This is a genomic window from Prosthecobacter fluviatilis (genome assembly GCF_042655725.1).
In the GTDB taxonomy this organism is placed as follows: Bacteria; Verrucomicrobiota; Verrucomicrobiia; order Verrucomicrobiales; family Verrucomicrobiaceae; genus Prosthecobacter; species Prosthecobacter fluviatilis.
Map to the genome: position 1 here is coordinate 615,744 of NZ_JBHSMQ010000003.1, position 12,883 is coordinate 628,626.

A 12,883-nucleotide genomic window follows, 5' to 3' on the forward strand; every position below is an offset into this window, starting at 1 on the left:
AGTTTCAGTATTTTCTGAAACATAAAGGTATGAAAAAATCAGCCAAGGAGGCGCATGGCCCACTGCAGGGCGGAGGCGTGCTTCATGGAGATGACGGTGTCGGCCACTTTGACGCCGAAGCTGAGGAACTCGTCGAGGTCCTTCATCTGCTGGTTGAACTCCTTGCCGGGGCCGGCGGTTTCGTCCTTGGTGCGGGCGGCGCAGTCGCGCAGGAGCTGAATGGCGGGCTCGATCTCGCGGCGCTTGCGCTCTTTTGAGATGGTGATGAAGATTTTCCAGACGTCTTTTTCAGCCTCGAAGTACTCTTTGCGGTCGCCCTTCTTGGTGATGATGCGGACGAGGTTCCAACTGACGAGGTCTTTCAGATTGGTGTGGGCATTGCCGCGGCTGATTTCCAGGCGCTCCATGACCTCGTCTGTGCACATGGGCTCCGGCGCGGTCATGAGCAGGGCATGGATCTGGGCCATGGTGCGGTTGATGCCCCACTGGGTGCCGAGAGAGCCCCACTGGATGACGAATTCCTCGCGGGCTTTTTCCCATTCTGGCAGTTCCTTGCTCACGGTTTCAATGAAAACTGAAAATTCCGAAAGGCAAGAGGGTTTTGGTTTATTTACGGGCGGGGGGATGCACCTGTGGGAAGCCGCGCACTGGGGCTGCGTCTGAGGGTGGAAGCATGGGAGAGAGGGCTGGACGGTGCGTGAGCGTGAGGGATCGGGACGATCCCTCTCCGCCAGAGCCTTTGGTCTACTCAGCGCTGCACTGGCCCGTGGGACTCACGGGCTGAGGCGCACTTTGACCCAGAGGCCGTTTTCCATGCGGTAGCGGATGCGGTCGTGGAGGCGGCTGACGCGGCCCTGCCAGAATTCGATCTCATCGGCGAGGAGGGTGTAGCCGCCCCAGTGGGGAGGGCATGGGACCGAGCCCTCGGGGTACTGGGCTTTGATCTCGGCATCGCGCTGCTCCAGCCATTCGCGACCGGGGATGACCTGGCTCTGGCTGGAGGCCCAGGCGCCGATCTGGTGGCCGTAGGGGCGGACGGCGAAGTACTGCTCGGCATCGGCGCGGTCGAGCTTGGAGATGCGGCCCTTGAGGCAGACCTGGTGGTGGCGGCTGGCCCAGAGGAAGCAGGCGGCGCCGCGGGAGTCGGCGGCGATCTCGTGCCCCTTGCGGCTTTCGTAGTTGGTGTAGAAGTGGAAGCCGCGCTCGTCGATGCCTTTGAGGAGGACGGTACGGACGGTGGGGGTGCCGTCGAGGCCGTTGGTGGCGAGGCTCATGGCGTTGGGCTCGGGGAGCTTGTGCTCGAGGGCGTCCTTGATCCAAAGGGTGAAGAGCTCCACGGGATCGGCGGGGGCGGTGTGCTCGTCGAGCTCGCCCTGATTGTAGCTGACGCGGAGGTCAGGCAGGTTCGGTTTGTCAGTCGGGTTCATTCGGGTTAAAAGAAACGCACACCAAGCGGCCTGCGCTACGTCAGCTTTGGCCTTTTACGCACTCTTTTGCTCCATGCCCTCCAACGTCACCGGCGTCATCCAAGATCTCGAACGCGTGCTGCTCAGCCCGGAGCAGATCGGGGCGCGGGTGGCTGAGATGGCGGCGCGGCTGAATGTGGACCTGGCGGGGCGTGTGGTGACGGTGGTGGCGCTGATGGACGGCGGCTTGTTTTTTGTGGCAGACCTGCTGCGCAAGCTGGAGATGCCGGTGCGCCTGCACACGCTGAGCGCGAGCAGCTACCAGGGCGGCACGGCGACGACGGGCGAGGTGAAGGTGAACTGGCCCGCGAGCCTGAACTTGCACGGGCAGGATGTGCTGCTGCTGGATGACATTCTGGACACAGGGCTGACGCTGGGGGCGATCACCGAGCGCATCCTGGAGCAGGAGCCTGCGAGCCTGCGCACCTGCGTGCTGCTGAGCAAGCGCCGCCCACGCCTGCGCGAGGTGGTGGTGGCAGACGCGGGCTTTGAGATCGATGATGAATTTGTGGTGGGCTACGGCATGGACTTCCGGGGGCGCTTCCGGAACCTGCCGTGCATCGGAATCCTGAACCTGGACCCTGCCGCATGAAGCTGCGCGTGCTGTTTTTCTCCGTCCTGCGGGACATCACCGGCACGGATGAGATCTCTGTGGAAGTGCCTGCCGGCGCCACGATGGGCGAACTGCTGGCGCAGGTGGAAGCGCGGTGGCCGAAGATCGCTGAGTGGCAGGGAAGCCTGCTGCTGGCGCTGGACCAGACGTATGTGAAGCGGGATGAGCCGCTGCATGACGGGGGTGAGGTGGCGATCATGCCGCCGGTGCAGGGGGGGTAAGGAGGAGGGGAAGTGAGTTGTGCAGATCACCGCGTTTTGTGCATCATCTGTGTCTCCTCGGCGTCCCGGAACCAGTGTGTTTGCGACGTGCCAAACCCTGTCTCACGCGAGGATGCGGGCAACCTGCTGCGGAATGAATTCCGCGCTCCTAAAGCGCTGCGATTGCGGGCGCTATCTTAGCTTTTTCACGCGTTGGGATTTCACGCCAGCAGGTCTTTGACGACATGGCCGTGGATGTCGGTGAGGCGGTAGTCGCGGCCTTGGAAGCGGTAGGTGAGGCGCTCGTGGTCGAAGCCGAGGAGGTGCATGACGGTGGCCTGGAAGTCGTGCACGTGGACTTTGTTTTCAGCGACGCTGAAGCCGAGCTCGTCGGTGCTGCCGTAGTCGAATCCGGCCTTCACGCCGCCGCCGGCCATGAAGAGGGTGTAGCAGTCGGGGTAGTGGTCGCGACCGAGCACGGCGCTGGCGGCGGTGCGGCCTTCACGGAAGGGGGTGCGGCCGAATTCGCCGCCCCAGATGACGAGGGTGTCCTCCAGCAGGCCGCGCTGCTTGAGGTCTTTGATGAGGGCGGAGACGGGCTTGTCAGTCGCAGCCATCTTGGCGGTGAGGCCAGTGGTGATGCCGCTGCCCTCGCTGGTGCCGTGGAAGTCCCAGCCCCAGTCGAAGAGATTCACAAAGCGCACGCCTTTCTCGACGAGGCGGCGGGCGAGGAGGCAGTTGTTGGCAAAGCTGGATTCGCCGGGCTTGGCGCCGTAGGCCTCGATGACGTGCTGAGGCTCCTGGGAGATGTCCATGACCTCGGGCACGCTGGTCTGCATGCGGAAGGCGAGCTCGTACTGGGCGATGCGGGTGACGGTTTCCGGATGGCCGAATTCGGCGACCTGCTGCTGATTGAGGTCCTGCAGGGCGTCGAGGGTCTTGCGGCGCATGGCGCGGTTCATGCCGGCGGGGTCGCTGACGAAGAGGACGGGATCTCCTTTGCTGCGGCACTGTACGCCCTGGTAGACGCTGGGGATGAAGCCGCTGCCCCAGCAGCCCTGGCCGCCGCTGGGCTGCGTACCGCTGGAGATGAGGGCGACGAAGCCGGGGAGGTCCTGATTTTCTGTGCCGAGGCCGTAGGTGGCCCAGGCGCCCATGGAGGGGCGGCCCTGGCGTGCGTGGCCGGTGAAGAGGAGCAGCTCTGCGGGGGCGTGATTGAACTGGTCCGTGTTCATGGAGCGGACCATGCAGATCTCGTCGGCGATGGTGTGAAAATTGGGGCAGGCGTCGCTCATCCACATGCCGGCCTTGCCGTAGCGGGCAAAGGTGCGCGGAGTGCCCATGAGCTTGGGGACGCCGGTGGTGAAGGCGAAGCGACGGCCTTTGAGGATGGAGTCGGGGCAGTCCTGGCCGCTGCGTTTCACCAGCTCGGGCTTGTAGTCAAAGAGGTCCAGGTGGGGTGGCGCACCTGACATGTGGAGGTAGATGACGCGCTTGGCCTTGGGAGCGAAGTGGGTCTTTTTGGGGATGAGCGGATTGTCCGCGACCATGGCGGCCCCGGCCTTCTGCTGCATGGCATGCATGGCGATGGCCCCGAGGCTGAACTGGCCCGCGTGGCCGAGAAACTGGCGGCGGGTTTTGAGCTGGAGCGAGTCGTGGAGGATGGGGTTCATGCGTGCGTGTCAAAGATACGCACGGAGGTGCAGCTCCTTTGCCAGCCGAGCAGGATTTACCATGCCTACCAGCGGTAGGAGGCGTAGGCCATGGCATTGTGCAGGTTGGCGGCTCCGTCGAGCATGTGCCCCTGATAGTTCAGGCCGAAGGCCCAGCCGCGGTTCAGGCTGAGCATGACACCTGCGCCGAGGCCGAGGCCGTTCTGCGACGCGCCGCCAGTGCTGGTGCGGGTGACGACGCCCGGCACGCCGGCGAGAGCCACATTGGCGGCGCTGGTGTCATTGAGATATTGTTTGTCCCAGGAGAGGCGTACCTGAGGAATGATGACGCCCCAGCCGCGATCAAACTGTGCGCTGCCCTGCCAGCCCACCCGGCCCTGCATGGTGTCTGAGCGCTGGCGGTCCACGGTCACGGCACCGGGGCCGTTCTCGGTGTAGGGATTGGTGTTGGCGTGGGCGTAGTTGACACCGACAAAAGGGCCATGAGTGAAGCGGCCGGAGGTGAAGTTGTGGCCTGTGTTGAACTGCACGGTGTGCACGGTGCTGTCCGGGCTGGAGAGTGCGGCGGCGCGCATGACCCTGTTGTCCAGCATGGTGGCGGCGTAGAGGAGGTCCAGGTAGGTGCCGCCGCGCTGATAGGTGGCATAGCTGGCGAGGGTGAGGCCGTCGGTATTGATGGAGGCGATGCCGCCAGACACGCGGGTCTGAGCAGTAAGCGCGCCCAGGCCAGCGCCGAGGGAAAGATGATCGGTGAGGGTCAGCTCCATGCCCAGGGTGCCGCCGTAGGTGTTGCTGCGGAGGGAAGAAGCGCTGCTGAGGCCGGCGTAGCCATAGTCGAAGGAGGAAAAGATGCGGAGCTGACCTGCGCGAGCACCGGTGGTGAGACCGACGATGCGGGGCGGCGAGCCGGGGCCGTCGCCTTCGCCAAGCACCACCTGCTCATCTTCCCCAGCGAGATCCACCAGCACGGTGTTTTGACTGGCGTTGCCGCCCTGGCCGGAGCGAGCACGGAAGAGGCGCATGGCGAAGTCTTCCAGCAAGGCGCTGGTGCTCTGGAGGGCGAGGCTTTGCAGGCTCTGCGCGGTGAGCACCGCATCTGGCGGCACCACGGGCACCACCAAGACCGCCTTGATGCCTTCGAGCAGGTATTTCACGGCGTCGGTGCCGCTCTGCGCCGCCCAGGTGCTGCCGTTGTTTGACGAGGTGAGGAGAGAGGTGCCGCTAACGCTGGAGTAGATGCCGCCGGCGTCGGTGGTGCCGTCTGCGATGTTTCGGAACAGGATGCCCGGCGGGCCTACATTGTTCAGAGGATCGGTGAGGGAAAGGACCACCCAGTAGGTGGTGTTGGCAGCCAGTGAGACGGCGGCGGGAAGGTCATTGCTGAAGTCCTGAAAGGTGCCCTCGGTAAAGCCCACCCGAATCTGCAGGCTGCCCACGAGTGTGTCCGGCGCGGAGCTGGCGGAGGTGAAAAATTCTGCCGTCAGGTAGCGGCCGCCGCCGTCATTGTTGCTCGCCTGCACGGTGAGAAAGAGGTCTGAGTAAGCGTCTGCGCCGGTGGTAAAGTCCCAGGCAATCCGCTGCGACTGGTCGTATAGATCCACATTGGGCAGCTGGTTGGGCTGACCATAGTTTGAGATCAAGGTATCAAAGACCTGTGCTCGGCTGGAACCGCCCAGGACAAGGACAGTGGCGGCAACGATGGCGGGGATGCGATCAAACAGCATGGATGAGATGTATAGAAAAGATGGGGGGAGCGATTCTATAATTCCGGGAGTTGTGACTGTTCAAGTCCAACTCACGGGGCCTGCACAAAGCGGCGCTTTTTTCACCTCCTCATCAAAAACTCATCCAGATTCATGACCACGTTTGCCACGGCGGTCCAGGCGGCGAGTTCAGGGATGTCGGCACCTTTCGGTGCCGCACCCAGAGGCTCGGTGGCCATCTTGGTGGCGTCGGGGAGGTCGGCGCGGTAGGTGGTGAGGGATTCTTCGTAGAGCCTGGTGAGTGCAGCGGATTCATGCGCGGCGGGGGCGCGGGAGAGGCAGAGCTTGAAGAGGAGGGCGAGTCGCTCGGGGGTGGTTTTGGCCTCGGCGACGAGGCGGCGGGCCATGGCCTGATTTGTCTCGATGAAGACGGGGTCGTTCAGCGTGACGAAGGCCTGAAGCGGGGTGTTGGTGCGGCTGCGGCGGATCATGCAGACTTCGCGGTTGCCGGCATCAAAGGTGGTGAAGCTGGCGTAGGGGCTGTTGCGGCGGACTTCGGTGTAGAGGCTGCGACGGTGAGCGTCTTCGCCGGGGCTGACGGTCCAGTCATTGCTGCGGCCAAAGGCGGTGGTGAGGCCGAGATTGGGCGTCATGGGGCGCACGGGCGGGCCGAACATCTTGGGACTGAGGAGGCCGCTGACAGCGAGGGCCTGATCGCGCAGCAGCTCGCCGGTGGGGCGGAAGCGCGGGCCGCGTGCGAGGAAGCGGTTGTCGGGGTCGCGCTCGTTGAGCTCGGGCGTGCTCTTGGAGGTCTGCTGGTAGGCGGCGGTGGTGAGGAGGAGCTTGAGCATGTGCTTGAGGTCCCAGCCGCTGTCCATGAGCTCGGCGGCGAGCCAGTCGAGCAGCTCGGGGTGCACGGGAAGGTCTCCCTGGCTGCCGAACTCCTCGCTGCTGCGGACGATGCCGGTGCCGAAGATGCTTTCCCAGAGGCGGTTCACCGTGACGCGTGCGGTGAGGGGATTGTCGCGGCTGACGATCCATTTGGCCATGGTGAGGCGGTTGCGCGGAGCGTCTTTGGGCAGGGGATTGAAGACAGCGGGGGTGGCCTCGGTGACTTCATCTCCGAGCGCCTGCCAGTTGCCACGGAGCTGGATCTTGGTGATGCGGCGCTGCTTGGGGTCGAGATCGCGCATGATGGGCACGGTGACGGGCTTGATGGCGGCGAGCTCTTTCTGGATCGCGGCAAGGCGGGTGCGCGGTGTGGCGGAGGCTTTGGAGATGTTGCGCACAAAGTAGTCCACCACGGTGTGCTGCTGCGCGGGGGTGCGCTTGTCCTTGGGCTGGGCGAGGGCGGCGACGACCTCCTGCGGGACCTTGGCGGCCTGCTGCACGCGGGCGTCTCCGGTGTAGCCGAGGCGGAAACTGCCGAGGGTGTGCTGCTTGAACTCGCTTTTCTGCGCGAGGGTGATGCGCAGGCGCGCGCCCTGCGGAATCATGACGGGAGTGGCGGCGAGGAGGGTGAGGGTGTGGGGCTTGTCGGTGGCTCCGGCGACGGCCCAGCCCTGCTGCTTTTTGTCCTTGGGCTTGAGGATGGAGCTGGCGGTGAAGCCGGCCTGCTCATAGTCCGCCAGCGCGGTGGTGAAGGTGACGGCCACGGGGCCGCTGGTGGCGAAGGTCTTGTCTTTGTCCGGCGCAGGGGTGGGGTCGCTTTTCCAGAGGGTCTGGCGTTTGTCATCAAGGAGGAGCACGCGGAAGCCATCGAGGCGCTTGCCGGTGCCGCCGTCGGTGCGGTTCCAAACGACGACGCGGTCCACGGGCTTGGATTCTTTGAGATCGACCTCCCACCAGGGGTCGTTGTCGGTGCCGGCGGTGTGGGCCACGCTGCCTTTGGCGTAATCACCTTCGGTGCCGCCGTCGTTGGCGCGGCGGGCGGCGGCATCGGTGTAGGTGCTGCTCTGCGAAGCCTTGCCGGAGGGGGCGATGTTTTGACTGCCGCTGAAGACCTGCACCTCGGCGAGCTGGAGCATCTTTTTCTGCCCGGGCAGTTCGACGCGCACATAGCGGGCCTGAGGAGGGGGAGCGGCATCGGCGCGGACGATTTCCGCCTTCACGTCGGTGAGGACGAAGTTGCCGAAACCAGCGGCTGGCAGGGTCTCGATGCGCAGGGCGCTGAGCTTGTCGCCGGTGGCGGGGAGTTCGACGGTGTAGGTATCGGTGTCGGTGTTTTTGGGGATGGAGACGGTACCGTCGGCAGCGATGGCAGCGGTCTGTTTTGACTGCGTACTCACCTTCGCGGGCGGCGGTGTCTGCCAGCCGAGATCGCGGGCAAAGCCCTGGTCCCAGACGTCGAGACCGGCGAGCCATTCGGGTGCTGGGGAGGAGAGCTGCTTTTCCAGCGAATCGATCTCGTGTTTCAGGCTGGCGCGTTTCTGGGCGAGTTCCGGGGTCTCAAAGCTGTGCAGTGGCACCTCGTCTTTCTTGTCGCTGTCGGCGCTTTGATTGAGGAAGGCGTAGAACTGGAAGTATTCCTTGATGGTGATGGGGTCGTATTTGTGGGTGTGGCACTGGGCGCAGGCCATGGTGGTGCCCATCCAGACGGCGAAGGTGGTGTTGACGCGGTCGATGATGGCGGCATTGCGAAACTCCTCGTCGTCCGTGCCGCCTTCGTTTTGCGTCATGGTGTTGCGATGGAAGGCGGTGGCGATGAGCTGATCGTCGGTGGGCTTGGGGAGGAGATCGCCGGCGAGCTGCTCGATGGTGAACTGATCGAAGGGCATGTTGGCATTCAGCGCACGGATGACCCAGTCGCGGTAGGCCCAGATCTCGCGTGGCTGGTCGCTGGGGTAACCGGAGCTGTCGGCGTAGCGGGCGAGGTCGAGCCACTGGCGGGCCCAGTGCTCGCCGTAGGCGGGACGGGAGAGGTAGTGGTCAACGATCTTGTCCTGCGGCTGGGAGGAAAGCGCCTCCAGCTCTGCGGGTGTGGGTGGCAGGCCGGTGAGGTCCAGCGCGGTGCGGCGGATGAGCGTGGCCTTGTCTGCCTGCGGGGAGGATTTGAGGCCCTCCTGCGCGAGCCGCTGCTGCAGGAAGGCATCGACCGGATTGGCGGGGCCGGCGGGCACGGCAGGTTTCACCACTTTTTCATAACTCCAGTGGTTTCCCCAGGGCGCGCCCTGTTTGATCCACTCGGTGAGCAGTGCGATCTGCTGAGGTGGGATGGTCTTGTGCTGCTTGGGCGGGGGCATGACCTCGTCCGGGTCCTTGCTGAGGATGCGCTGCAGGAGGGCGCTCTGCTCGGGCTTGCCAGGGACGACGGCGGTGGTGCCGTCGTTGTTTTTCTTGGCGCTGGCTTCGTCGTCGAGGCGGAGTCCGGCCTCGCGCTTCTTTTCATCCGGGCCGTGGCAGAAGAAGCAGTTCTCGCTGAGGATGGGGCGGATCTCCCGGGAGAAGTGGATGGGACGCGGGGTCTGCTGCGCAGAGGCGGTGGCTGCGGCGGCGAGAAGAACGATGAAGGGAACGCGGGTCACGCTGTGAGATACGCCACAGGTGCGCCATTCTTGATGCACAGCGGCATTCTCCATGCAGGGAGCGGAGGGTTTTCAGGCGCAGCCCCGGTTACGGACTGCTGCTGCCGTCCATCCGGTACTGAAGATCGGAGTCGTTCAGGGCGAGAAAACGCATGGCCCCGGTGATTTCGGCGTCGCGCATGCTGGGGATCTTGAAAACGCGGCCGCTGAAGACTCCGCTGCTGGGGGTGGTGCCATCGCACAGGTTGACGATGGTGGCGTGTTCATCTCCCGGCACGATGAAATCGGCGCCGGCGGCGCTGGCCATGGCGGCGACACTGGCGATTTCCTGAGCGTTGCGCTTGTCCTTCTGGTCTTCAGCGCCCTGCCGCGCACTGCCCATGGACATGATGGCGATGCTCATGACGATGGACAGAATGATGATGGTGATCAGCAACTCCATGAGGCTCATGCCGGGAGCGGAAGGGCATGATTTACAGGATTTGGAGACCTTGGTTGTCATTGTTCGCCCTGAATTATTCTAAATATTACTTTATTTATGGTATTTTTACAACTTTTTCTTGCCAACGGCCTTAACCACCGTCTGCAGAAAGCTGATTTCCAGCGGGATGCCCGCCCCTTCAACGCCAAGAGGGCAAACCCCGGCTTTACCTTCTGCCAGCGCCCGCTACCATGCGCGCCCTTTTCCCCAGCCAAATCATGTCCGCCGTTCCCACCGCCGCCCAGATCCGCCAGAGCTTCCTCGATTTCTTCAAGGAGAAGCAGCACACCATCGTGCCCAGTGACAACGTGGGCTACACCAGCCGCGACGGAGCGCGCATCTTTACCAATGCGGGGATGAACCAGTTTGTGCCGATCTTCCTCGGCGAGCGCAGCGCGGACGTGGACACCTGGCCGGGCGTGCTGCACAAAGGCCTGCCCACCCGTGCGGCGGACACTCAAAAATGCATCCGCGCCGGCGGCAAGCACAACGACCTGGAGGACGTGGGCCTGGACACCTACCACCACACGCTCTTTGAGATGCTGGGGAACTGGAGCTTTGGTGACTACTTCAAAAAGGAGGCCATCTCCTGGGCCTGGGAGCTCGTCATCGAGCGCTGGAAATTTCCGCCGACCCGCGTGTATGCCACGATCTACCAGCCGGACAAGTCCAAGGGCGACCCGGCCGAGCGCGACCAGGAGGCCTGGGACATCTGGGCGGAGAAGTTCCGCAGCATCGGACTCGATCCCGAGATCCACATCGTCAACGGCAACAAGAAGGACAACTTCTGGATGATGGGCGACACGGGCCCCTGCGGACCGTGCACGGAGATCCACATCGACCTGACCCCCGGACCGCGCGATCTCGACGAAGAACGCCAGAAAGCCGGTGCGAAGCTGGTGAACGGCAGCGACGCGAGCTGCATCGAGATCTGGAACAACGTGTTCATTCAGTACAACGCGACGCCTGAAGGCACCTTTGAGCCGCTGCCCGCGAAGCATGTGGACACCGGCATGGGCTTTGAGCGCGTGTGCTCGATCATCCAGGGCACGAAGGGTTTTACTGATTTTGAAAACGCCAAGATCAGCAACTACGACACGGATGTGTTCAAGCCGATCTTTGACGAGCTGACGAAGCTGAGCGGCAAAGTGTACCAGAGCACGCTGCCAAAGGCCAATGAGCAGGGCCACGTGGTGCCGGTGACGGAGCAGGAGAAGACGGATGTGGCCTTCCGCGTCATCGCCGACCATCTGCGCACGCTTTCCTTTGCAATTGCCGATGGCATCCAGCCCGGCAACAGCGACCGCAACTACACGCTGCGCCGCATCCTGCGCCGCGCGGTGAAGTATGGCCGCACGCTGGAGTTTAAAGAGCCGTTCTTCTTCAAGCTGGTGGATGTGCTGGCGGCGCAGATGGGTGATGTGTTCCCCGAAGTGCGCGCGAAGAAGGAACAGATCAAGAGCGTGCTGAAACTGGAGGAGGAGAGCTTTAACCGGACGCTGGATCGTGGGATAGAGAAGTTTGATGGCTATGTCGGCAATCTTGCGGTGCAGAGCATTGCTCCCGATGATGACTCATTCGAAGGTGGTTTAAATCGTGTTCTTGCATTGGAGCAAGGTGCGGACGTGCGAAACTGGCAAGCTGTCGTCAAATGGATCGTGTCGATGTCCCCTAATTGGTCCGCCTCTGAGGTTCCGCCAATTGCTGGAGACTTCGCTTTCCAGCTTTATGATACTTTTGGTTTCCCAATCGACCTCACCGAACTTCTCGCCCGCGAGCGCGGCTTGACCGTTGACACCGCAGGCTTCAACAAGCTCATGGAAGAGCAGAAGGAGCGCGCCCGCGAAGCTGGCAAGAAGAACAAGCAGGTTGTCTCCGTGTCTGAGATCGAGACGAAGGCTCCGACGAAGTTTATTGGCTATGACCAGCTCGAAGCCGACGTGCGCGTGCTCGAAGTCGTTGAGATGAAGGACAAGACGGCCGTGGTGCTGGATGTCTCCACCTGCTACGCGGAGATGGGCGGCCAGATTGGCGATGCGGGTCAGTTGATTCTCGGTGCGAACACTTATCCCATCAGTGCCACGACCAAGGTGGGCAACACCTGGCTGCACTTCCTGGAAGGCGATGAAGCACCTGCCGTCGATGCCACGGTGAAACTCATCGTGGATGCACCGCGTCGTCATGCCATTGAGCGCCACCACACGGTGACGCATATTCTTCATTGGGCGCTGCATGAAGTGGTGAGCAAGGACGCCACGCAGAAGGGCTCCTCCGTCACTCCGGACAAGCTGACGTTTGACTTTAACAGCGGTGCGCTGACTGCACAGCAGATCAGCGACATCGAGCGTCTGGTGAATGAGCGCATCGTGGCCAACGAACCGGTGTCCTGGACCGAAGTGCCGTACGTGGAAGCGAAGGCGAACAGCGGCATCATGGCCCTCTTCGGCGAGAAGTATGGCGACCTGGTGCGCGTGGTGCAGATCGGCGGCCAGCGCAACAAGCTGGACGGCTGGAGCATGGAGCTGTGCGGCGGCACGCACACGCGGAGCACGGGCGAGATCGGCCTCTTCCGCCTGGTGGGCGAAAGCGCCGTGGCCGCCGGGGTGCGCCGTATCGAAGCGATCGCCGGACTGGAAGCCTACAATGCCGCACGCGCTGATGCGGAGCTGCTGAAGCTGCTGGCCGGCAAGGTGAGCGCGCAGGGCGCTGCGGATCTGGAGAAGAAGCTGGACCAGATCCTGACCCAGCAGAAGGAACTGGAAAAGGCCTTCAAAGCCGCGCAGCAGCGCGAAGCCTCCACGAAGGCCCGGGAACTGATGGCCAAAGCCGTGATCAACAACGCGATCGTGGTGAACCTGGGCGATGTGGATGCGGACTATGCGGTGGGCGTGGCCGAGGCGCTGAAGGCCTCGTTCAACGGCATCGTGGTGCTGGGAGCCACGGGTGGCGGCAGCGTGGCGCTGATCGCGAGCGTGGCGAAGGAGCACCAGGGCAAGGTGCAGGCCGGGAAGATCATCCAGAGCATCGCGCCGATCGTGGGCGGCAAGGGCGGCGGCAAGCCGGACTTTGCCCGCGGCGGCGGCAAGGATGTGACGAAGGTGGACGCGGCGCTGACCGAGGCGCGGAAGCTGGTGGGAGCGTAGCGGTTTCCAAGCCGGAGAGGCATTCGCAGCCGGTGGGAGTGGACGGAAAGGCTGTGTGAAGACGTTTTCACACGGCCTGA

The 12,883-nt window shown here is 63.4% G+C and carries 9 protein-coding genes; 3 read left to right on the top strand and 6 right to left on the bottom strand.

What is annotated here, in order from left to right; genetic code table 11:
• Positions 1–38: 38 nt before the first annotated feature.
• Positions 39–560, bottom strand: coding sequence for a GbsR/MarR family transcriptional regulator (locus tag ACFQDI_RS11160; RefSeq protein ID WP_377166482.1), 522 nt, complete (start codon positions 558–560; stop codon positions 39–41).
• A gap of 213 nt (positions 561–773) precedes the next feature.
• Complete coding sequence (gene pdxH, locus ACFQDI_RS11165) at positions 774–1,427, bottom strand: pyridoxamine 5'-phosphate oxidase (RefSeq protein WP_377166484.1); 654 nt, start codon at positions 1,425–1,427, stop codon at positions 774–776.
• Positions 1,428–1,500: 73 nt separating this feature from the next.
• Between pdxH and hpt the strand changes: the two genes are divergently transcribed.
• Positions 1,501–2,058 carry a hypoxanthine phosphoribosyltransferase gene (hpt, locus tag ACFQDI_RS11170; RefSeq protein WP_377166486.1) on the top strand — a complete coding sequence of 186 codons (558 nt, stop codon included), beginning with the start codon at positions 1,501–1,503 and terminating at the stop codon, positions 2,056–2,058.
• On the top strand, positions 2,055–2,300 hold the full coding sequence (moaD, locus tag ACFQDI_RS11175) for a molybdopterin converting factor subunit 1 (RefSeq protein WP_184339517.1): 246 nt from the start codon (positions 2,055–2,057) through the stop codon (positions 2,298–2,300). The genes hpt and moaD overlap by 4 nt, the downstream gene beginning before the upstream one ends.
• Positions 2,301–2,500: 200 nt before the next feature.
• On the opposite strand, the gene ACFQDI_RS11180 is transcribed toward moaD, so the two are convergent.
• The 4 genes from ACFQDI_RS11180 to ACFQDI_RS11195 form a co-directional block, all read right to left on the bottom strand.
• The gene (locus ACFQDI_RS11180; RefSeq protein WP_184339516.1) at positions 2,501–3,952 is read right to left on the bottom strand and encodes a DUF1501 domain-containing protein; all 1,452 of its coding nucleotides are present in this window, start codon (positions 3,950–3,952) and stop codon (positions 2,501–2,503) included.
• 65 nt (positions 3,953–4,017) lie between these two features.
• Entirely contained in the window at positions 4,018–5,676 is a 1,659-nt protein-coding gene (locus tag ACFQDI_RS11185; protein WP_377166489.1) for an autotransporter domain-containing protein, read from the bottom strand.
• A 101-nt stretch (positions 5,677–5,777) separates the two neighbouring features.
• A complete protein-coding gene (locus ACFQDI_RS11190; protein WP_377166491.1) occupies positions 5,778–9,179 on the bottom strand; it encodes a DUF1553 domain-containing protein in 3,402 nt (1,133 codons plus the stop codon).
• A gap of 88 nt (positions 9,180–9,267) precedes the next feature.
• Positions 9,268–9,630 (bottom strand): hypothetical protein, encoded by a 363-nt coding sequence (locus ACFQDI_RS11195; RefSeq protein WP_377166493.1) that lies wholly within the window; start codon positions 9,628–9,630, stop codon positions 9,268–9,270.
• 248 nt (positions 9,631–9,878) lie between these two features.
• Between ACFQDI_RS11195 and alaS the strand changes: the two genes are divergently transcribed.
• A complete protein-coding gene (gene alaS / locus ACFQDI_RS11200; RefSeq protein WP_377166495.1) occupies positions 9,879–12,803 on the top strand; it encodes an alanine--tRNA ligase in 2,925 nt (974 codons plus the stop codon).
• Positions 12,804–12,883 lie beyond the last annotated feature (80 nt).